General features: G+C 62.1%; 18 protein-coding genes and 1 pseudogene. 11 read left to right on the plus strand and 8 right to left on the minus strand.

Going from position 1 to position 20313, the window contains the following annotated elements:
* The first annotated feature begins 11 nt into the window (after positions 1-11).
* The 4 genes from ACN19L_RS23465 to ACN19L_RS23480 are packed head-to-tail and all read left to right on the plus strand — an operon-like array spanning position 12 to position 2599.
* Positions 12-809: a hypothetical protein gene (locus tag ACN19L_RS23465; protein WP_135435236.1), complete on the plus strand. Its 798-nt coding sequence runs from the start codon at positions 12-14 to the stop codon at positions 807-809.
* A gap of 14 nt (positions 810-823) precedes the next feature.
* Complete coding sequence (locus ACN19L_RS23470; RefSeq protein WP_426491333.1) at positions 824-1651, plus strand: metallophosphoesterase; 828 nt, start codon at positions 824-826, stop codon at positions 1649-1651.
* 48 nt (positions 1652-1699) lie between these two features.
* Complete coding sequence (locus ACN19L_RS23475; protein ID WP_426491334.1) at positions 1700-2260, plus strand: 5'-nucleotidase C-terminal domain-containing protein; 561 nt, start codon at positions 1700-1702, stop codon at positions 2258-2260.
* A gap of 39 nt (positions 2261-2299) precedes the next feature.
* The gene (locus ACN19L_RS23480) at positions 2300-2599 is read left to right on the plus strand and encodes a YidH family protein (RefSeq protein WP_426491335.1); all 300 of its coding nucleotides are present in this window, start codon (positions 2300-2302) and stop codon (positions 2597-2599) included.
* A 36-nt stretch (positions 2600-2635) separates the two neighbouring features.
* Here the strand turns inward: ACN19L_RS23480 and ACN19L_RS23485 are convergent, their stop codons facing one another.
* From ACN19L_RS23485 to ACN19L_RS23505, 5 genes are all read right to left on the minus strand, one after another.
* The gene (locus ACN19L_RS23485; protein WP_426491336.1) at positions 2636-4708 is read right to left on the minus strand and encodes a toprim domain-containing protein; all 2073 of its coding nucleotides are present in this window, start codon (positions 4706-4708) and stop codon (positions 2636-2638) included.
* A 105-nt stretch (positions 4709-4813) separates the two neighbouring features.
* Positions 4814-6613 (minus strand): DUF3945 domain-containing protein, encoded by a 1800-nt coding sequence (locus tag ACN19L_RS23490; protein ID WP_426491337.1) that lies wholly within the window; start codon positions 6611-6613, stop codon positions 4814-4816.
* Between the two features lie 205 nt (positions 6614-6818).
* Positions 6819-8828 carry a conjugal transfer protein MobC gene (mobC, locus tag ACN19L_RS23495; protein WP_426491338.1) on the minus strand — a complete coding sequence of 670 codons (2010 nt, stop codon included), beginning with the start codon at positions 8826-8828 and terminating at the stop codon, positions 6819-6821.
* A 135-nt stretch (positions 8829-8963) separates the two neighbouring features.
* Positions 8964-9830: a relaxase/mobilization nuclease domain-containing protein gene (locus tag ACN19L_RS23500; RefSeq protein WP_426491339.1), complete on the minus strand. Its 867-nt coding sequence runs from the start codon at positions 9828-9830 to the stop codon at positions 8964-8966.
* Positions 9827-10201: a plasmid mobilization protein gene (locus tag ACN19L_RS23505; RefSeq protein ID WP_426491340.1), complete on the minus strand. Its 375-nt coding sequence runs from the start codon at positions 10199-10201 to the stop codon at positions 9827-9829. Before ACN19L_RS23505 ends, ACN19L_RS23500 begins: the two co-directional genes overlap by 4 nt.
* An 819-nt stretch (positions 10202-11020) precedes the next feature.
* Between ACN19L_RS23505 and ACN19L_RS23510 the strand changes: the two genes are divergently transcribed.
* The 4 genes from ACN19L_RS23510 to ACN19L_RS23525 all read left to right on the plus strand — a co-directional run bounded on the left by ACN19L_RS23510 (position 11021) and on the right by ACN19L_RS23525 (position 15396).
* Complete coding sequence (locus ACN19L_RS23510; protein ID WP_426491341.1) at positions 11021-11836, plus strand: ParA family protein; 816 nt, start codon at positions 11021-11023, stop codon at positions 11834-11836.
* Between the two features lie 11 nt (positions 11837-11847).
* Positions 11848-12537: a hypothetical protein gene (locus ACN19L_RS23515; RefSeq protein WP_426491342.1), complete on the plus strand. Its 690-nt coding sequence runs from the start codon at positions 11848-11850 to the stop codon at positions 12535-12537.
* A 202-nt stretch (positions 12538-12739) separates the two neighbouring features.
* Positions 12740-14602: a sensor histidine kinase gene (locus ACN19L_RS23520; protein WP_426491343.1), complete on the plus strand. Its 1863-nt coding sequence runs from the start codon at positions 12740-12742 to the stop codon at positions 14600-14602.
* A gap of 32 nt (positions 14603-14634) precedes the next feature.
* A complete protein-coding gene (locus ACN19L_RS23525; protein ID WP_426491344.1) occupies positions 14635-15396 on the plus strand; it encodes a LytR/AlgR family response regulator transcription factor in 762 nt (253 codons plus the stop codon).
* A 49-nt stretch (positions 15397-15445) separates the two neighbouring features.
* Here ACN19L_RS23525 and ACN19L_RS23530 read toward each other — a convergent pair whose 3' ends face one another.
* The 3 genes and pseudogenes from ACN19L_RS23530 to ACN19L_RS23540 form a co-directional block, all read right to left on the minus strand.
* Positions 15446-16372, minus strand: a complete 927-nt coding sequence (locus ACN19L_RS23530) for a helix-turn-helix domain-containing protein (RefSeq protein ID WP_426491345.1) — start codon at positions 16370-16372, stop codon at positions 15446-15448.
* Between the two features lie 99 nt (positions 16373-16471).
* On the minus strand, positions 16472-17332 hold the full coding sequence (locus ACN19L_RS23535) for an aldo/keto reductase (protein ID WP_426491346.1): 861 nt from the start codon (positions 17330-17332) through the stop codon (positions 16472-16474).
* A gap of 119 nt (positions 17333-17451) precedes the next feature.
* Positions 17452-18395 (minus strand): annotated as a pseudogene (locus tag ACN19L_RS23540) (alpha/beta hydrolase family protein).
* 385 nt (positions 18396-18780) lie between these two features.
* Here ACN19L_RS23540 and ACN19L_RS23545 point away from each other — a divergent pair.
* Genes ACN19L_RS23545 through ACN19L_RS23555 form a run of 3 tightly spaced genes read left to right on the plus strand, consistent with a single transcriptional unit; the run spans position 18781 to position 20299 of the window.
* Entirely contained in the window at positions 18781-19593 is an 813-nt protein-coding gene (locus ACN19L_RS23545; protein ID WP_426491348.1) for a hypothetical protein, read from the plus strand.
* Between the two features lie 44 nt (positions 19594-19637).
* On the plus strand, positions 19638-19955 hold the full coding sequence (locus ACN19L_RS23550) for a DUF4134 domain-containing protein (protein ID WP_073285643.1): 318 nt from the start codon (positions 19638-19640) through the stop codon (positions 19953-19955).
* Positions 19956-19966: 11 nt separating this feature from the next.
* Entirely contained in the window at positions 19967-20299 is a 333-nt protein-coding gene (locus ACN19L_RS23555) for a DUF4133 domain-containing protein (protein WP_426491349.1), read from the plus strand.
* Positions 20300-20313 lie beyond the last annotated feature (14 nt).

Below are 20313 nucleotides of genomic sequence, written 5' to 3' on the forward strand. Positions count from 1 at the left end.
ACACCTACCTTATGAAAGGTTACCACTACCGCTTTGCCATTCGGGGCTACTCGCATCCACTACTCTTTGACTTATCTGCACACAACCCTAGTCCAGATCTGGCATTTATGAACGAGGAGTACGACAGCGGTGCTCCTCAGTTCTTTTTCACATCTGCTCATCTGGACGAATTAAGTGAGCCAGCGCAGGTTTGGGGAAGGGCCCGGCAGTTGCTTGATATGTTCCATGGCATTTACGTACTGGCCTCTTTATCTCCCAATTCACCTTTTGGGTCAGCACGTCCGGTGCTTTATAATCTGTATGATTTATGGGCTGATAAAGGGCTCGACTCCGAAACGCCGGATGAGCCAAGTAAGCATCCTTACACGGCCACTGTGCTGGCTGAGCCAGTGCATCCGGTTTACAGCAGCGGCCCGATGAGCCAAGCCTTGCTGCTTGCCCGCACGGAGCCCGATGTGCTTACGCTATTGACCCAACTGGGCCAGGAACTGGACTTACGCACGCTCTACGCCATTGTGGATACGCTGCGCCATTATGAAAGTGACTTTGACGGTCTTCTACAGACGGCGGGCATTTCCAACGCCAAGTACAAACTGTTCACCCGCACAGCGGACAACTTCGGCGCTTCGGGCTTGCTAGCGCGTCACGGCCCTAGCAACAACCAACCGCCTGCCAATCCGATGCCATTATCCGAAGCGCAGTACTTGGTTAAGTTGTTGAGCCGGCAATATCTAACTGACCACCACGGAATCCAGTTTCCAGAGCCCATCGTGTACGAGGATGCAGGCGGCATGCTGGAAGATTTTTAGCCTTGCAATTCACTATGGGCACCACCCTCTCCTTCTTCCAGCTTAACGACGTGCATGGCTACCTGAACCTGCACCAAGAGCTGTTTTACGGGCCCACCGGCCCCGAGTACCGTCCTTGTGGGGGCTACGCCCGCATTGCCACCCTGCTGCAGCAGTGGCGCCAGCAATACCCAGAAAATCTGCTTTTCGACGGGGGCGACACGTTTCACGGCACCCGGCCGGTGGTGGATACCCAGGGCGAGATTCTGGTGCCCATCCTCAACGAGTTGAGCGTGGCCGGTATGACGGCCCACTGGGATTTTGCCTATGGACCAAACCGGCTGCGCCAGTTGGTTAAGCAGCTGAATTACCCCCTGCTGGCCGCCAATGTGTATGAGAAAGCCTCGGGCGAATTGGTGTATCCGCAGTATCAGGTCTACGAAACGGCTGGCCTGCGCGTGGGCGTCATCGGCCTGGCCTGCCCCATCGTCGACAAAACCATGCCGGCCCATTTCGGTGAGGGCCTGCGCTTCACCGATGGCACGGCGGAGCTGCCCCGCTACGTGGCCGAACTGCGCGGCCCAGAGCGCGCCGACCTGGTAGTATTGCTTTCCCACTGCGGCTTCCCGCAGGACGTAGCCCTGCTGCAGGCGCACCCCGGCGTGGACGTGTGCCTGAGCAGCCACACCCACAACCGCCTCTACGAACCCTTCCGCGCGGGCGACTGTCTGGTTATGCAGTCCGGGGCCCACGGCTCCTTTGTCGGCCGCCTCACGCTCACCGTGGAAAACGGTCGCGTCACCGCCCACGACCATGAGTTGCGGGAAGTCAGCGCGGACCTGACGCCCGACCCGGCTCTGTAGGCGCGCATCGACGCGGCCCTGCTGCCCTATGCCAGCCTGCGCGAGGTGGTGGGCGTCACCGCTACCGGGCTGCACCGGGGCACGTCGGTGGAATGCCCGGCCGACGATTTTCTGTTGGCCAGCATCCGGGCGCTGGTGCCCGCCGACCTGTACTTCTCCAACGGCTGGCGCTACGGGGCGCCCATACCTCCCGGCCCGGTGCAGCTCAACGACCTCTACGATCTGGTGCCGATGGACTCGGAGATTGAAACGGTCGAGCTCACCGGCGCGGAGTTGCGCCAGATGCTGGAGAAGAACCTGGAGAGCACCTATAGCCAGGACCCGCTGCACCAGATGGGCGGCTACGTGAAGCGGGCGCTGGGCCTGAAAGCGTACTTCAAAGCCGAGAACCCCAAGGGCAGCCGCTTGCAAACGGTGTTTATCAAAGACCAGCCCCTGGACCCGGAACGGACTTATACGGCCGCGTATATCACCTCCCAGGGCGTACCGCATCAGGTTGGCCGTAACCGCCGCAAAACCGGGCAGCACGTGGTAGCCGTTATGCGGGCCTATCTAACCCAGCACCGGCCCATGGTCGTTCATCCGCACGCGACGTTCGTAGTGGTGTAATGCCCGGGGTAGCCCGGGCTTTCGCTATACTGCTCCCGCATGCCTGAACTTTCCCCGTTACCACCCAATTACGACCAGCAGGGCCTGGCCGCGGCCCGCACCCGCATGGCCAACGAGCGCACGTTTCTCACTTATGTACGTACCAGCCTGGCTATGCTGGGCTTCGGTCTGGCCTTGATTCAACTCCATCCGGTGCGCGCGGGTTCGTTGGGCTACTGGGCGGTTGGGGCTGCCGGCGTTGTGCTGCTCACCGGGTGGCTACGCTTCCGGATGCGGCAGCGGGAAATTGAAGATTGCCGGATAGCAGTCAATGCTTCTGATACTAGCCTCCCTCATTAGCTAGTAAACTTCTCGACGCATGGCACCTGGCAACCCCTACCACCGGGGGCTGGTCCGGGGACGGTTTTCCGGAGTTGGGGGCTTGGACGCTTGCAGCAGCTGCGCCGCTTGGCGCAACTGCAATACGGCGGGGCTGGTTTTCAGCGTGCCCAGCGTATCCACCACTGCCAGAACCCTTGCGACATTCTCTTGGTTAATACCCGTCAGCGCCGGCCGGGTCAGCAACTGCTTGCTGACTTCCTGCAGTCGGGCGGCCTCCAAGCCGGCGGCGCACACGCGCAGCTCGCGGACTAGCTGCCGCGCCGCCTCGATAAAGTCCTGACGGGCTTGGTCACGGGCGGGGGAGTCACTGGGCCGCAATGGCGGGCCAGCTTGGCGCTCCTGCTCCCGGGCGGCGGCTAGCTGCCGACGCTCCACCGCGTCCTGCCCGGATTCTACCACCGTGACCCGTGGATTCTGCCGGAGCGCATCCACTGCGTCGCTGATGGCCGGCAACTGGGGTGATTGGACGGGGTAGCGCAAGGTCAGTTCCGTTAGTATTTCGCGGGCTACGCCGGACGGCTGCCGGATGGCGTGGTCGATGTGCAGGCCGATGCGCTCCAGATTCTCGCGCAGGGTGGGTAGCAGCGCCGTTTCGTCCCGGCTTTCGCGCAGCTCTACCACTAGCAGCCGCTCCCCTTGGGTCCGGGCCTCGGCCTGGGCTTGGTGCAGCTGGGCAATATTCCCGCTGCCGCTTATTTCCGGGTTGTCCCAGTGCTGCTGGCCGAAGCCGTACTGGTCCTCGTCCACGTCACCCAGCTCGCGCCGCACCACCTGCTGCAACTGGTCCTGCTTTAGATCCTGGTTCCAGTCCTTGCCCTGGCTTTTCACGAGTTCCACCCGGTGCTCGAAGGCCAGCGTCTGGCTGGCCGCCTGATTGAAGGCGTGCAGCGCCCCCGGGCTCATGGGCAGGTGAAACTGGTAGGTGTGGGCGCCCAGCTTCTGGGAGTGTATCAGCTCATCGCGCAGGGTCGGGCTCGTGGCCGGCGTACCGGGGGCTCCATTAGCCTGGCTGAACTGCTGACTCGTCTGCTCGTTGTACGCCTGCAACCGGCGGCTCAATGCCTGCACGCCGGCCGGCTGGGGCGCCATGATTTCGACGGTCAGCTGGTGCTCATGCTCGCGCACCACTTTCATCGGATTCTGGTCGCTGGCCAGGCCCGCCAAGAGCCGCGTGTCGAAATGGTGCCCCTGGGTGTCATTATCAAAGGCAGCCCGGATGGCCGGAATCTGCTCCTCGCGCAGCAGCCGCTGCAGCTCGAAAATCTTATTCTGGGTGAGCGTGCCGGCGGTGGAAGCGTAGAGGGCGCTTTCCTGGGGGTGCAGCTGCGCGTAGGACAGCGTATCCAGAGCCGACTCGCTGACTATAAGCACCGCCGCCGGCCGGCCCTCGGGCAGCCGGCTCAGCCACAATGAGCGGGAAAACTGGCTTTCCGGCGCCTGCCCCTTGAAGCCTTCGCCTTTCAGCTCCAGCCCTACCACCCGCCCTTCGTGGTAGGCCGGGAAGGCCGTGTTGACGAAGGTCTTGGGCGGCAGACCAGCCCGCTGCACGGTGTGCCGGTGGTTGAGTATGCGCCCGACGAACTGCGGGTGCCGCAGCGTAGCCTGACTGATGCCCCGCCCTTCGAGGTAGGTGGTGTCTTCCAGCGGCCGGCAGTCCTTGGTGAAGATGCTGTGGAACTTCTCGCCGGGCGCGGTTTCGGCGATGGGCGGCAAATCGAGCCGGGGCCGCTGCGGCTCGGGCAGGCTCAGGTAGGCGCGGAAGTGGTCGTTGACTGCCTGCCACAGAGTACGACCCGGCGCCTGGGTAATGCCGGCAATACGTCCCGAGCTTACCCGGTTCTTCATCCAGTCGATGATGCTGCCCTTGTCGCGGTCATCCTGGGCGTTGAAATACATCCAGTCGCCGCCCCGGCCCTTAAACACGACCAGGGTATCGTCGCCCTCGAATACATGCCACTTGCCCCGCCCCAGGTGCTCGCCTTTTTTCAGGGTGTAGCCAAAATGACTCAGCAGTTCGGGCAACTCCACCTGCTCCTTGATTTTTTGAAAAGTCAGCTCGTGTTCCATGGCTTGGGGATGGGTTAGACCGGGGGCAGCCCAGAAAAAAGAAGCCCGGAAAAGAGCTTCCGGGCTTGGGGTGAATAGATGATGGCGTGGAAGCAGTTGGCCCGCTTAGTGGCGCGGACCCCGGGTTTTCACCTGCGTCGTTTGCTCCTTGGCCGGCGTGGCCACCACCATCTTGGTAGCACCCGGTACCGTTTGCTGCACCTGCGGCGCCTGGCGCTGGATTAGCTCGTGCGAGGCGGGGCGCACCTCGATGCAGGCCTTAGCAGCATTTACCTGCACGGTGCCGTCGAATTGCCGGCCACCGTCGCCGCTGGCCATGCCGGCCAGGGCCACGACTTTGCCCTCGCGCAGGTCGTGGCTCTGCTCGGGCGTGAGCTTGACGCCGGCAATAGTATCGTGCAGCGTCACCTTGTCCTCGGGCAGAATCACCACCTTGTTCATGGCCTTGTCCACGGCTACGTAACCGTTGTAGGTGCGGCCCTGCTCGTCCTTGAGGCCGCGCAGCAGGCCGGCGTTGCCCTCGGCTTCCAGTCGTTGCCGCTGCTCGGGCGTGAAGGGCATTCCTCCAATCTCATTGGGAATCACCAGCCGGGCCTGAGGCAACTCCATTTTCAGGGTAGCCGTGCCGTCGGCTTCGCGGTGCAGCACCATCTTCCCCGCAAACCCAATGGGGTCCTGGTCCGGCCGGCCCGTCACCTGCATGGCCAGCAAGTCAGTTTGCCGCCCGCTCAGCAGCTTTTCCAGCTGCCCGCTCTGCTCCAGCATTTGCAGGGTCAGGCCCAGCGAAGCCAGCACCTGCTGCGGCACGTCGCTGGCCTGGAATGGCGGGGCACTGGGGGCCGGCGGGGCTACCACCTCGGCCGGAGCCGGCTTGCCGGCGTCGGCGACGGCCACTGCGTGGGCACCTAGGGCAGCTGGCGCCTGGTCGGGCATCACTTCCGCCTGGGCAGTCCCTGCCTTACGAAGCAGGCGCGCCTGCAAATCCTGGCGGGTTTGCTCATAGTCCACTTCCAGGTGCTGCCGGGTTTTGGGGCCGCCATTCAGATGGGCATAGAAGTTCTTCAGAAAGGCTGACGCCGGGTTGCCGCTGGTGTCAATGTCAAAAATGCTTTTCCCGTCGCGCAGCACCTGCTCGGTGGTTTTGCCCTGCTGCTGGGCCAGCTGCTGCACGCGCTGCTCGGCTGCGGCCTGCTGCCCCTGCTCCGGAACGGTTAGCGCGTGCTTGGGCACGGCCGCGAGCTGGGCGCTCAGTGCGTCCCACTGCCCGGCGCCGAAGGCCTGCCGCACCTGCTTGCTGCGCGGGGGCTCGTAGCCGTCATCGTAGCCCGCCTCCTGCCGGCGGGCGGCCGCCTGCTCCGGCTTTTCCACCACGCCCACGCCATTCCCTATCTGCCGGAAGCCCTGTAATGTCGCCTCCAGCTGACCCAGCTTGTTGGATTCGGGGTCGTAGCTGACCGCAAAGCCCCCCGTGAGTTTGCCCGCCGGGTTACGCTCGAACTGCAGCGCTCCCACGGCCACGCCGGCTTCCCGCAGTTGGTCGAGGTAAGCGCGCATTTCCAGCAACGGGGCTACCTCATCGCCCTTCTGCTGCCAGGTGATGCGCAATTCGCCCACGGGCGCTGTAGCCATTGCATCGGTAGCAGGGTCGGCAGTGGGGGCCTCCTGCCCCTCCCATACCGCTGTGGTCTGCGCCTGCGGGGCCTTGCTCGGCTGCTCATCGGGTGTCAACGCCGCAGGAGCTTTATCCCCGGCCGGCGCAACGCCTGGAGGTAGGGCCACCTCCTCGGCCTGGGGTACGGGTTGCGGCGGGGTTTGCGCCTGCCCCGTAGTCAAAGATTCGTTTGCGTCGCCGGACTTTATCTGGGGCACCGACGCTGGGGTCATCTCGTCATCTTGCTCAGCCATTGGAAAGTGGAATAGAGGAAGGAAAAAGCCACCCTGACCGCTTAGCACGGGGCCGGGCAGCCCGGAATTCGACTTGTGCAAACCTATCAGCCACCACTAGGCGCGGAGCAGAAACTTGACGAGTGGTCGGAATTGGGGGGTAAGGTGCCGGCTGGGTACACGAACGGCATCCTCAGGCAGGCCCACCACCGCACTATGAATGATCCTACTGCTCGGCCTTTTCCTTAATCAGATGGCGCAATGCTGGGTCCTGCTTGATGCGGGTCAGTTCGCGGGCGCATAGCTCTTTCACGTCCGTTTTCACCCGGTTGAAGTTGGCCTTAATCATCTCCTCGGCCTCGTCCTTGCCCGTAGTCGGATTGATGAAGCTGGTAATATCAGGGATGGGCTGGTAGCCGCTGGCTTCCGCCGCTACGGCCTTCACGTCTACCTGGATGCGGGCGTGAAACACCTTCTGGTCGATTTCCTCGCCGAAGTTGTCGGCTACCGCTCCCACGAAATTACCCTGGGTGAGGTTGGCAATGGTACTAGCTGGAATCATGCTGTCCATCTGCGTGGAAAGGCTGGTGCTCGTCTCACGCATATTGATGCTCAGGCTCTGGCGCCGCTGCAGAATCTTGCCGAACCGCTCGCTTAGCCATTTCCCGCTATTACCCGACACCTGCCCACTGAACACGTTGCCCACCGTGTTCTTGATGACCTCGGCCTCCTTCTGCCCGTAGTCGCGCTCCAGCTGCGAGAAGTCCTGGAAGCCCAGGCAGGTGCTCACCTTATTGCTGCGGGCCGTGGCAATGAGGTTATCCAGCCCCTTGAAGTAGATGGTGGGCAGCTCGTCGATGATTAGCGAGGATTTGCGCTTGCCCTTCTGGTTGACCAGCTTCACCAGCCGGGCGTTGTAGAGGCCTAGCGCGGCGCCGTAGATGGCCTGCCGCTCGGGGTTGTTGCCCACGCACAACACCTTGGGCTCCTCGTTGCTGTTGATATCGAGCGTAAAGTCGTTGCCCGACATCACCCAGTAGAGCTGGGGCGACGCCAGCCGGCTCAGCGGAATCCGGGCCGAGGCAATCTGTCCTTCCAGCTGCTCGATGGCGTCCTTCTGAAACGCCGACACGAACGGCTTGACCAGGTTCTCAATTTCCGGGTAGGAGGCCAGCACCGGGAAAATCTCCTCGTAGTCGCGGCTCAGAAACTCGATGACGTGGGGGAAGGTGCAGTACTTGCCCTTCTCGAACAGCTTCAAAAACCAGATGATGGCCGCCACGAAGTTGATGGGCGATTCTACGAAAAAGTCGCCCTGCTTCTGAATCCAGCTCTTGTTCAGGTTCAGCATGATAGTCGACGCGCTTTCGTAGGCGTCCACGATGTCGGTCATCAACTCGGGCAGCAGCGGGTTGCAGCGGTGGCTTTTGCGCGGGTTATCGAAGTTAATGACGTAGAAGCCCACCGGCCGGTCAAACTTGTCCTGGTGGCGCAGCAGCGTGTTGTAGCAGATGCGGCTCAGGTCGTCAAACTTGTAGTCGTAGATGTACATGCAGAAGCCCTTGGCTAAGTGCTGCCGGATAAACTCGTTGATGATGGCAAAGCTCTTGCCCGAGCCGGGCGTGCCCAGTACCATCGTGGCCCGGAACGGATTCACCACGTTCAGCCAGCCGCGGTGCTTCTTGCCGCGCAGCCAGTACTCGGTGCGCAGATTCACCGAGTAGTCGTTTTCCATCAGCCGCTCCTCCTGCGGGAAGCTCTCGTTTTCCTTGTTGAAGATGTCCTTCAGCAAGTCGTTGTTGAACAGCCGGCTCAGCCACGCCCCGGCGCTCAACAAGAGCAGAAAGCCAACCGTCAGCAGTCCGGCGTAAAGCACCGTCGTCATCCCCGCCCCCAGCGTCAGCCCGCGCACCATATCCGACCCGAATAGCAGCAGGAGCCCCAGCGCGGCGGAACCGGCTACCGTCCGGCCTTTGAGTTCCTGACTAGCCCGCCCCCGCGTGCCAAGGCAGCTGAGCAGCAGCAGTACCACGGCCAGGCTCTTGCTCACCCAGCTGGCTTTGAACAGAAATGTATTGCGCGTAAAGCTTTCCAGCAGGTGCTCCACCACGCCCGTCGTCCAGCCCAGAGCGCGGAAGTAGCCGAAGCAGTAGTAGTAGATGTTTACGGCCACTAGGCCGATGGCCAGCAGGCGCATAAACTCCATGATTTTCCGTAATCCTTTTTCGTCTTCCATCGCTTGAACCACTTGGTGAATCAAGCAACTTACTTTCCTGCCTGACCTCTGGCGCGGATTACTTGACGAGCGGCCGAAAGTCAGCGGTGAGGTGCACGCTCACCACACGAATGTTGACACCCCTTGCCCTGCCTACTACCTATGCCCCTTCCGGCGGGCTTGCTTCGTCCGTTCAGGCGGCGCCGGCTGAGGCAACGTGGTTGATACCTCGGGGCGGGCCTTCCGCTCAACCGCCGGCTCCATGGCCGGCTTCACGGGCGCGGCCAGGGCCTCCCGCAGCTGCGCGCCTTTGTAACCTACTTCCTGGCCCCGCAGGGCCACGCCTTCCGTTGCAAAGCTGACGCCGCGCAGCACCCCGCCCTTGTCGTGGGTGTAGCGAATTTCAATGGCCAGCTGGTGCAATTGCAACGCCAGCCATTGCTCCCCTCCCCTATCCGGCTGCTGCAGCAGCTGCGCCAGCACCTGGCTTACCCGCTGCCGCGCCGCTTCTTTGGTGGGGTCTAGTGCCTTCAAACTACGCCGCCTTTCGGGCAACGGATCCATGCCCAGCTCCTGGCTTATCTGCCGCGTGACAGCTGGCTGACGATAGAAATTATTATCCGTGCGCAACGCCGGGCCGCCGTCAATCGGCACCCGGTTCAGGTAGATGTGCACGTGAGCGTGTTGCTTATCCCGGTGCTCGTACACCACCACCTGGTGCCGGTCAATCGGGGCTCCCATCAGCTCGCAGTAGCGCTTGGCCGCCGCTACCTTTTGCGCCTGGCTCACGATCTCGCCGGCCTTCCACGACAGCACCGTATGCCACACGGGCTTCTGCACGCGCTTACTCCGCGCCGCCACGGCCTGCATATCCTGCGCCATCTCTTTCGGGCTCCCGGGAATCACATTGGATACCACTAAAAGGATCGCGTCTCCTGGCTCCTTACTCCTCCCCTGCCGCTGCCCAGCCCCGTACGTTAGCGCACCCTCAAAGTCGCTACCCGCGATGGTTTTCGCAATCATACCAAGTACCCTCTGATAATTTTAAGCGCCTCTACCAGCTGCGCCTCGTGGTTGCTAAACGACTTTCCGGCCTGGGCCAGGCGGGCAATCTGATTAAGATTAGTACCAATGCTAACCAACTGCCGCCGTAAGTCCGGCGGCACACTTTCCTTTATCTCTGCGCCCCGTCCAACATCACGCAAATACGCTGATACCTTTTTGTAACCGGCTGCCTGCGCTTGCTCTTGCAGTTCCTTTTTCTCATCCGGACTCACCCGTACATCAATGCGCAGCGTGCGCGCGGCCTCGGTAGTTGTTTCGTCTGGCTTTTCTTCTTCCATGAGCTGTTTACTACACTTGATGATGAATAGGCTACCAAAAATCAGCTGCAAACCTATTACGTAAATCTAAGCAGCTAAAGTTAGCAAGCCAAGCCCTGTGAGCCTGCGAATATGGCGGTGTCATTGAAACGGGCAAGCGCATTTTGTCCGGACAATGACATGGCTTGCTTATCGATGAACGACTGGATTGAACGAGAACGTTGGTCGGGGCTAGGATTAAGGTTTTGATGCTTCTTAGCTTCATTGTTTCAGTGCTTCAACGAAGCATAAAAGAGTGTAGCAAAGTGCAGTATCGGCGGGCTCAAGCCCATGAACACATCTTAAGTACTATATGCCGTGATAACACTTCAAGGAAGCAGCGCTTCAATGCTTCAGAGCATCAAACAGGTGCCAGCGTATAATTTAATTAATCATGATTATTGCTTCTATGCTTCAGCGCTTCAATACTTCGTAAATAAATAGTTATTTTTTTTGCTTCAATGCTTCATTATATCTATGCTTCATATAGCATGTGCTTTTATGCTTCAGTGCATCAACAATTCATTGATTATATGCTTCAATGAGTCTATGCTTCTGATAGTGTATGCTTCAATGCTTCATCAAGACATTGAAGCAATGTTACAATGAAATCTCGTTTCTGCACTTCGGTAATTCAATGAAGCTGTATATCTTTGAGGCAGCGCTTCTTTGTTTCAAGAACTCATTTATTTGACAAAGCAGTGAATCATCGATACATTGCTTCATCGCTTCGCAACTTCAACGCTTCATGTATTTTTAGGAGGCGATGACGTATTGAAGCAAAGAAGCATCGCTTCATAGATATAGTGAAGCATCTCTAACGCCTACCAACTTTTTAAACCCCTTCACCCAATGATGAATACTCGGGTAATTGCCTTTGCCACTCAGAAGGGTGGAGCTGGCAAATCCACCATCGGCACGCATGTCGCCTCGGCGCTATGCTACCTTTACGGTTACAAAGTGGCGATGCTTGACTGCGACTATCCGCAGAACACCCTGCACGCCTACCGCAACCACGAGCAGCAGCTTCTGCAATCCGACGTGGCTTTTCAGGAGCGGCTCATCAAGCAAGGGGTAACGCCGTACCCGATTGCCATCTCGAGCGTGGAAAAGGCCGTAGAGGCGATTGACACCCTGGCCGAGAAAGAGTTCGATTTTATCCTGGTGGATACACCCGGTACGGTCAACGTCGTGGGGTTGAGCGAGCTGCTGGAGCGGGTGGACTACATCTTCCTGCCTATGGAGCCGGACATGGGCACCATTGCCTCCACGATGTCCTACATGCACATCCTGGGCAACTTCACCCATGAGCAGCGCCCGGAATCCAACCTGGCAGGCTTTTACGCCTTCTGGAACAAATTCCTCAAGGCGGAGAAACGGACGGTTTACACGAAGACCGCCGAGCTGTTTCGTGAAAAGGGCTACCCGCTGCTCAACAGCCGGGTAGAGTCGCTGGTCAGCATCAAGGACAAGCGCTCCACCATGTTTCCAATGCCGGAAAAGGAGCTGGGCAAACTCGGCCTGGGCAGCCTCATTACCGAGATTCTGGAGTTAGTGCTCGGCAAGGGCGCGGTTACCCCCTCGGGCAAAACCATCAACTTCACGCCCACGGAATTTGAGCAGCCCGCCCCCGCTGCCCTTGAAACCCTCGACGACAACGCTAACTAACGCCCGCTCCCATGGCCAAGAAAACACCCGAATCCAAAGAAGCCGCGGCCGAGCGGCGCCAGCGTGAATTAGCGGCCCTGACCTCGGGCGTCGCCGCGTTCAGCCTGATGGGCGACGCGCCCCGGCCAGAGGCACTCGCGCCAGCTCCTGCCCAAGCACCCACCCCTGCAGCTCCGGAAACTCTTGCGGCGCCGGCTACTCCTCCTGTTGCCGTAACCCTACGGCCAGCTGCAGCAAAGGAACCCGCGGGAAAAAAGGCGGCACCTGCCCCAGAGGTGGCGGCCGTACCTGCGGCCCCCGTTCAGGCAATAGAACCCGCAGCAACGGTTCCGGTAGGGGAGAAGCCCCGCGCGGCCGTCCCCGCACCAGTGCCTTCCCCAGCTCCGGCTAGGGCCCCGGAAGAGGATGACGAAGCAGAAACCGATGATGAGCTACCCACCCCTGCGCCGGTCATGGCAGGGGGAGGGGAGCTTGACCTGGCGCAGCTGTTTGTGCCGTCGGCGGAAAAGAAGACGACTACCCTGCGCATCACGGCCGACCACCAGCAGTATTTCACCCAGCTCGGCTTTATCCTGGGCGGGGGAGCGTCGGCTCCGGATATCATTCATAACATTCTGAATCGCTTTCGTCAGGAGCACGAGGCCCAGCTGCAGAAAGCAATGAAAAAGCAGATTCGCCAGATGATGGCACCCAAAAAATAGGGCGTACTGGTATCCCAGGACGTTTGCACACGTATAGCGGCCGGCTCACCTTCTCTGGTTGAGCTGGCCGTTCCGTTTCCCGCTCTGGCCTTTTCCCAATACTCCACTTAGCGGTGGGGTAGGGGAGGGGGCTCAACTACCAACCCGCTATGTCTACACAACTGTTCTCTCCATTAAGACCTTACCCGAAATCCGTTACCGCGTGAAGGGCGGTGCTATCGGGGCCGTGCTCGGCCTGCTACTGGTCAGCCCCGGCGCCTGGGCCAATACCCGGACACCATCTTCCAATAGGGCACCCAAGACGCCGCAAACTATCGACTCGCTGCGGGCCTTGGTGCGCCACGCCCCGCTGCCGGACTCCGTGCGCTTGCAGGCGCTGCTGGCTTTAAGCGACAGGCTATTTGCCCAGGATGTGGCCGAAGCTCGCCGGGTAGGAGAGCAGGCCGTAACCTTTGCCCGGCGCCGGCGAGACTGGTCAGGGGCAACTGACGCCCTGTACCAGCTGGTGGTAAACTGCGAGCGGGCGGCTGACTATGCGGCGGCCATGCGCTACAGTCAGCAGGGCGTCGAGCTGACCCGCGCCCATCTTCCCGGCGAGCAGTGGCGCTTTATCCAGACCATGGGGCTGGTGGCCGTAGCCACCAAGGACGGGGCCGCCGGCCTGCGCTACCTGCGTCAGGCCTACCGGCAGCAGGCCGCCACGGCGGCCGTAGCAGCCGGGGAGCGGGGCAATTTGCTGCTCCACCTGGCGGACACCCACCTAGCACTCCGCCAGCCCGACTCTACCCTGTACTACGCGTCACGGGCACTGCCGCAGTTGCGCCACGCCGCGGACGGCCAGGGGCTGGGGCGGGTCTATCAGCTGCGCGGGGCCATCTACGCCGAACGCCAGCCGGTCTCGCGCCGCAGTCTGCAGGCGGCCGCCGTGGAGCTACAACGTGCCCTGAGCGTGTTTCAGCGCTATGACCAGGAGGCCGATGCTGCCCGCGCGGCCCTGGCCCTGGCGCGGGTTCGCCGGCTGCAGGGCCGCCCCAGGACGGCTCAGCAAATGGCCGAGCGGGCATTGCGCCTGGCCCGGGCGGGTAGGATGCCCGATGACGAGGCCGACGCCCTATCCAGTCTGGCCCGGGCCTACGCCGACCAGAAACGCCCCCGCCGGGCCGACGAGTTCGACGCCCGGTCCCAAACTCTGCGGGACTCCCTTTTCAATGAGAACAAGGCCCGGGAACTGGCCCAGCTGCAGGTGCGCTACGACGTGCAGCTGCTCACCGAGCAGAAGAAGGCGGCCGAGTTCGAGCAGCGTAGCCAGCGGGCCCAGCTGCACTCGCTCTGGCTGCTGCTGGGTGGCCTGGCCACGACCATCGGCGTGGGCGGCGGCCTCTACTGGCGGCTGCGGCGGCAGAAAGCCCTGCTGGCCCTGGCCAATGAGGCCAACAGCCAAGCCGTGGTCGAGAAGGAGGTGCTGCTGCAGGAAATCCACCACCGCGTCAAAAACAACCTGCAGCTGGTCAGCAGCCTGCTGGCCTGGCAGGGTAGTGTTTTGCCAAATCCCGTGTTGCAGCAGGCCCTGGCCAGCTCCCGGGCCCGTATCCAGAGCATGGCCCTGGTGCACGAGTTCCTGTACCGGGCCGACAATCTCTCGCAGGTGCGCATGGACGAGTACCTGAGCGAGTTGCTGGATTCCCTGCACCGCTCGCTTACCACGCCCCGGCAGCGCATTCAGGTGAGCAGCCGCCTGGCGCCGCTGGTGATGGATCCCAAGGAGGCCAGTGCCCTGGGACTGGTCGTCAACGAGTTGGTGACCAACGCGTACAAGCACGCCTTTCAGGGCCGCGACCAGGGTGAACTGGCCGTTATCCTGGAAAAAAGTGAGGCCGGCTTTCGGCTTGCGGTTCAGGACGATGGGGCAGGAGCGAGCGTAGACGAGGCGGCGGCGACCAGCACCCAGGAAACTCATTCGCTGGGGCTGGAGTTGGTTAACACGCTGGCTCGACAGTTAAAAGCCAGCGTATCGACTGTTCCTAATCTACCCACGGGCACCCGGGTAGTGGTGGCCAGCACCTAGGTTGGCCGCTCACCGGGCCCTAAACCGATGCTATGGCCACTATCCTCATCGTGGAAGACGAACTGCTGATTGCCGCCGAGATTGAGCGCACCCTACTCCGGCTGGGCCACGTGCCCCTGCCGCCCGTGGAAAGCAGCGACGAGGCGCTGCAGGTGCTGGCCACCCAGCCCGTGGAGCTGGTGCTGATGGACATCAACATTGCCGGGGACTGCGACGGCATCGCGGCCGCGCTGCTCGTGCGGCGGCAGTTTGCCGTGCCGGTGGTGTTTCTGACGGCCCGCTCCGACTCGGCTACCCTGAACCGGGCCAAGCTGGCCCAGCCCTACGGCTTTCTGGTTAAGCCCTTCACCGATGACTCGCTGCGGGTGCAGATTGAGCTGGCCCTGTTCAACGCCTACCAGGCCGGGCCGGTAGGACCGGTGCTGGACCCGGCCGATGCCGGCACAGAGGTGCTGGGCCCCGCCGAGCGCTGCCCCAAGTTCAAGGACTACCTGTTCGTGCGCAAGGGCTCGGGCCACGTGAAGGTGCTGCTCGGCGACATTCTCTACTTCGAGGCCCTGCAGAACTACGTGCGCCTGCACACGGTGCGGGAGCGATTCGTGTTTGACTCCACCCTCAAGGAGCTGGAGCAAAAGCTGCCCGACCAGTTCCTGAAGACCCACCGCTCCCACATCGTCAACCTGGACCACGTGCAGGCCTACGAGGAAAGCAGCGTGCTGCTGGGCACGGAGTACGTGCCCGTAAGCCGGTCCTGCAAGGATGAACTCAAGAACCGCATTCACTTGCTGGGGTAACGGTTGGATTGGTGCGTCGATGTCCCGGCAGGCCATGCACCACCCTGCCTCAAGCCGCAAACTGGGCGCGGGCCCGCTGCCGAAACGCCACGGGGGAGTAGCCGGTTTTTTGCCTGAACAGCCGGCTGAAGTATGATGGGCTCTCAAAACCCAGGGCAAAGGCTATTTCGCGGACGCTGAGCCGCGTGCTCAGCAGCAGGCCCCGTGCTTTTTCGAGCAGCGCCTGATGCAGGTATTGCTGCGCATTCTGCCCCGTATGCACGCGCATCACGTCGCCCAGGTAAGCTGGCGATACGTGCAGGGCTTCCGCGAACTGCTGCACGGTCGGTAGCGGCTGCTCACCCAGGTTTTCCAGATACCGGGTCAGCAGCGCCTCAAAGCGGCTGAGCAGGTCAGGGCCGCCGGCTGGCGGAACCGGAAACTGGCGGTGGTAGAATCGACTGGCGTATTGCAGCACCACGCCCAACTGCGCCTGCAACAGCGGCGTGCTAAACGCGTCGGTGGGCTGCTCCGTTTCCTGACGAAGCCCCTGCACAGCGTACAGCAGCTGGGCTTCCTCACTGGTCGTGAGCGAGAGCGCCTGCTGCACACGATACGCGAAAAACGGGTAACTGCCCATGCCCACTGGCGACCGGGGTAGCAGATCGGGGTGAAACACTACCAACCAGCCCTGCGGGGGCGCAGCCGCCTCGGCGGGGCACAGCTGCACGGGCTGGCCGGGCGCATAAAACCCCAGCACGCCCCGCTGGTAGTCGTAGGCCTGTTGCCCGTAGGGAAGCTGGCCGTGAAAGTGGCGCTTCAGTAGCATCAGGTAGAGATGCCGCAGAGCCGGCCTGGCGGGAAACTGGGTGAGCGGATACTGCGCCAAATCGATAACAGCCATCTGAGGATGGGCGGGCGTGGCAAAGCCGTAGTGCCGGGTGAAGTCGGCAACAGTGGCAAGCTCGGTAAACGGGTCAGCGGCGGAAATCTTCATCAGACGTGGGTACAGGACGTAAGCAGCCCGTGTGTTGACTTAACTACCACCTCCGGAACTAGGTTTATGTTCCTGCGGCGCGCTGAAATAACCCCGGAATTACCGGAGCGTATCCAACTCGTGCATATCCTGCGCAGTCAGGTGTAGGCCCGTGGCCCGCAGGTTATCGCGCAGATGCACTAGGCTGGTCGTACCCGGAATGGGTATAATGTTCGGGGCGTGGTGCAGTAGCCAGCTCAGCGCCACCTGCCGCACCGTCACCTGATGCCGGGCGGCTACCTGCTCCGCGACGCCCGTGGAAGGCATTTGTCCCCCGCCAATGGGAAAGTAGGGAATAAAGGCAATGCCCTGGGCCCGGCAATATTCCAGTACGGGTTCCGACGAGCGGTCGAACAGGCTGTAGCGGTTCTGCACCGACGCCACCGGAAAATGTTGCTGGGCCAGTTGGATATCCTCTACGGAAACTTCCGACAAGCCAACGTGCCGTATCAGTCCCTGCCGACGGGCCTCAGCCAGAAAGCTGAACGTGCGCTCCGCCGGCACCCGGGGGTCGAGGCGGTGGAGCTGGTACAAGTCGAGGCGTTCCAGCCGCAGCCGACGCAGACTGCCGGTCAGGGCCTCGTGCAGGTGCTGGGGAGTACCATCAAGCAGGGTACCCTCTCGGCCGGGCATGAAGGTGACCACGCCGCCCTTGGTACCGATAACCAACCCGGGCGGGTAGGGGTGCAGGGCCTCCGCAATCAACTCCTCCGACACAAAAGGCCCGTACATATCGGCCGTGTCAATGAAGTTGACACCTAGTTCCACTACCTGGCGCAGCAGGGCCAGCACGGCAGCCCGGTCGACAGGCGGACCCCAGAGACCGGGTCCGGTGATGCGCATGGCTCCGTAGCCAAGACGGTTGAGGGGAAGGTCGCCACCCAGCAGAAATGTGGGGGCGGGCAGTTGATGGGTTGTCATAAAAAATCAAAGAGAGAAAAGAAAAAATCCACCGGTGCTATCCGGCATCGGCCTGCGCCAACGGAATGGCAGTTGGGGCCGCATCAGGGGGGGGCATTGGCCCCTGAGCCCATTCCGCCTTATCGGCAGTCTACCCGGCCCAGCGGCTCGGCTTCTGCGTGCAGGGCGGCGCAGGCCCGTGGCCAGGCCGGGTCTTCGGGGTATAGGGCGCTGCGCAGGTAGGCCCCGGTCAGGTGCTGCAGCAGGGCTACCCGGGCCGGGTGCTCATCGGTTGTCTCCCGCGACTCATAGCCCGGAATGCCGCCCAGGGAGTGTTCGGCCCCGAATAGCGTAAGCAGGCAGCCGGGCCCGCTACTCAGGGCATACGCATCGGCCCGCCAGTCGTAGCCCCGCGTGGTCATGCGCGACACGTCCCGGTCGCCTACTACCACCAGAGTGGGGGTCGTCATGGGGGCAAAGTCAGGATGCAAAAAAGGAAATTGTGCCGCCGTGGCGGGAGTCAGGTCGGCCCCACCACGGCCGGGGGCCGCCAGCAGAACACCGGCCCGAATGCGGGCGTCAGCCAGGTTCACCGTCTGCCCGCTCACGGGGTCGGGCAGTTGCGCGCCCAGCAGCATGCCAGCCGTCTGCGCCCCCCAGGAATGCCCTGCCACGGCAATGCGCTGCGGATCGAGCCGCCCCTGCAGATGCGGTACGGCCGCCATCACCTGGTCGAGCTGGTCGAGAATGCCCAGCAGGTCTTCTGCCCGCAACCGCCAGAGCAGGGACCGGCGCGGGTCGGTGGAGGCCAGGCCGAGTGTCCGTGAATCCAGGTGGGTGGGCTGAATCACGACAAAACCCTGCGCGGCCCAGCCGTGCACGAGCGGACCGTAAGCGTCGGCCGAGGAACCATTGCCGTGGGAAAACAGGATAACGGGCAAGTTACTACCGGTGGCGGGGATGACACCCGAACCGTTAGCTGTTGGCCCCGCCCTGGGGCAGCCAGCCTGATTGGGCTGATGGACACCACGGCCTGGTTTACACTTGCGGCCGGTGGCTCGAAAGCGTTGACTTGTTCATTCATTCGGTTACTTTCTGTACGAGGATAATCTGCCTGTTCGCTGGCAGGCGGTAGTATGCAAAGGTCGATAGGGGGGTATCGGCAGGCGTTGCCCATATTCCGGTTAGTCTAGCACAAATTGTAGCCCATAGGTCCGCCCAAGACCCGGTTCCGGGAATGGTCAGGTTCTCAGGAAGCAGCCGGAGGAAGGCTATTCGGCGCGAAAACGGCCAGGAAAGGTCATCCACTCGTGTAGAGTCGGTGCACCTCACCATCCGATTTTAACCGTTCGTCAACTTTCTACTAATCGGGTTTCGGGGCCGGATAGGTTTGCACAAGTCAAACCTGCGGGTTTGGCACGTCCACGCTCGGGTCGGCCGACCCGGGGTGCCACGCTTATTTGCTGCCGATGCTCAGCGCTTATTCCTGGAGCCAGTTTGGCCTGTTTATGCTGGTCGTGGTTCTGCTCTACTATCTGGTGGTCGGACTGCTCTACTACCGCACCGAACTTGCCTCACTGCTTACGAACAGTAAGCTCGGCGCGAGCCGCCCCCTGGCCACCGTAGCGGCTCCGCCCGCCCTGGTGCGACCGACATCGGCCTTTGCGCCGACCCAGCCGGCGGCAACCGCAGCAGCTCCGCAAGCCCCGGCCGCGGAGGAAGGTGCCGCTGAGAACCTACCCCCCGCCACCGAATCGGTAATGGAAGGCCAGTTGCCGGCCTCCACCGCCACGGCCACCGGCCAGGACCAGAGCGCCGACGACAGCACGCCGCTGGATGCTGCTGTGGCCTCAGCCGAAGAACAGGCCGCGGCGCAGGACCAGACCCGGACTGAAGCTCCCGACCAGGCCGATGAGCGCCTGGCCGAGCTGGTGCGGCGCGAGGCCAATGCCGAGGTGAACCCACCGGCAGCCGCTGACCACCAACCTGACGAACTCCTTGACGCCGAGCCTGCACTTCAGCAGCGGCTGCCGGAGGGCTACGAGCCGCTGGCTTCATTCGAGGAGCCGGTCGCATCCCCGCTGGACATCCTCACCGCCGGGCCCGCGCCGCAGCTGGTGGCCGCCGAATCAGTCAGCGAGTACATCGCCCTGCTGCAGGCGGGGCAGAACCCGCCCGCTCCGGCCGGCCTGCAGGGCAGCTGCCTAGCCGGGCAAATGGCCCAGCACCTGGAAGAGTATCAAGCCGAGCTGGCGGCCCTCTTCGGCGCCGACGAGTTGTAGTGCCCGGCCCGCCCATCCCTTACGTCTCATTCTTTCCCCTTCGTATGAACCAGAAGCGTTTTAGTACCTCGCTGGCCATCCTGGCCCTGCTCCTTAGCTCGCACCTGCTCTATGCCCAGACCGGGGGCGGCAACGGCACGGCCGGTATCCAGGATGCTACTACCCAGGTCACCAGTTACTTCGACCCGCTCACCAAGCTCATGTACGCCATTGGGGCGGTGCTGGGCCTGGTCGGCGCCATCAAGGTGTACAGCAAATGGAACTCCGGCGACCAGGACACCCAGAAAACGGCCGTGTCGTGGTTTGGCTCGATGATTTTCTTGGTCATCGTGGCCACGGTGGTGCGCTCCTTCTTCCTGTAAGCCCCTAGGACATGCCCGTCTACGACCTGAACCGGGGCATCAACAAACCCGTCGAATTCAAGGGGCTGGTGGGCAGCAACATCTACTTTTTGGTGGCCGGCACCGGGCTGGTGTTTGCCCTGTTCGTGACCTGCTACCTGGCGGGCGTGCCGCTGGTACCCACCGTGCTGCTCACCTTTTTGGCCGGGGGCGGCATGTGGGCCGGGGTTTTCGCCCTAAACCGCCGCTTCGGCGAGCATGGGCTGATGAAAGCTGCCGCCCGCCGCGCCGCGCCCCGCTACATCACCAACCGGCACAGCCGCCTTTTCCAACGCCTCAACCAGGACCCGCCCGGCCGCGCGTAGCGGCCGGTGCGAGT

This window comes from Hymenobacter sp. 102 (assembly GCF_049949205.1).
Taxonomy (GTDB): Bacteria; Bacteroidota; Bacteroidia; order Cytophagales; family Hymenobacteraceae; genus Hymenobacter.

What these genes read in the sequence shown, in the direction of transcription:
- ACN19L_RS23470 (WP_426491333.1), top strand. Translation starts at nt 824, where the DNA reads ATGGGCACCACCCTCTCCTTCTTCCAGCTTAACGACGTGCATGGCTAC.
- ACN19L_RS23485 (WP_426491336.1), bottom strand. Translation starts at nt 4,708, where the DNA reads ATGGAACACGAGCTGACTTTTCAAAAAATCAAGGAGCAGGTGGAGTTG.
- ACN19L_RS23545 (WP_426491348.1), top strand. Translation starts at nt 18,781, where the DNA reads ATGCTCAGCGCTTATTCCTGGAGCCAGTTTGGCCTGTTTATGCTGGTC.
- mobC (WP_426491338.1), bottom strand. Translation starts at nt 8,828, where the DNA reads ATGGAAGACGAAAAAGGATTACGGAAAATCATGGAGTTTATGCGCCTG.
- ACN19L_RS23465 (WP_135435236.1), top strand. Translation starts at nt 12, where the DNA reads ATGAAAGGTTACCACTACCGCTTTGCCATTCGGGGCTACTCGCATCCA.
- ACN19L_RS23550 (WP_073285643.1), top strand. Translation starts at nt 19,638, where the DNA reads ATGAACCAGAAGCGTTTTAGTACCTCGCTGGCCATCCTGGCCCTGCTC.
- ACN19L_RS23530 (WP_426491345.1), bottom strand. Translation starts at nt 16,372, where the DNA reads ATGAAGATTTCCGCCGCTGACCCGTTTACCGAGCTTGCCACTGTTGCC.
- ACN19L_RS23535 (WP_426491346.1), bottom strand. Translation starts at nt 17,332, where the DNA reads ATGACAACCCATCAACTGCCCGCCCCCACATTTCTGCTGGGTGGCGAC.
- ACN19L_RS23515 (WP_426491342.1), top strand. Translation starts at nt 11,848, where the DNA reads ATGGCCAAGAAAACACCCGAATCCAAAGAAGCCGCGGCCGAGCGGCGC.
- ACN19L_RS23500 (WP_426491339.1), bottom strand. Translation starts at nt 9,830, where the DNA reads ATGATTGCGAAAACCATCGCGGGTAGCGACTTTGAGGGTGCGCTAACG.
- ACN19L_RS23510 (WP_426491341.1), top strand. Translation starts at nt 11,021, where the DNA reads ATGATGAATACTCGGGTAATTGCCTTTGCCACTCAGAAGGGTGGAGCT.
- ACN19L_RS23555 (WP_426491349.1), top strand. Translation starts at nt 19,967, where the DNA reads ATGCCCGTCTACGACCTGAACCGGGGCATCAACAAACCCGTCGAATTC.
- ACN19L_RS23490 (WP_426491337.1), bottom strand. Translation starts at nt 6,613, where the DNA reads ATGGCTGAGCAAGATGACGAGATGACCCCAGCGTCGGTGCCCCAGATA.
- ACN19L_RS23525 (WP_426491344.1), top strand. Translation starts at nt 14,635, where the DNA reads ATGGCCACTATCCTCATCGTGGAAGACGAACTGCTGATTGCCGCCGAG.
- ACN19L_RS23480 (WP_426491335.1), top strand. Translation starts at nt 2,300, where the DNA reads ATGCCTGAACTTTCCCCGTTACCACCCAATTACGACCAGCAGGGCCTG.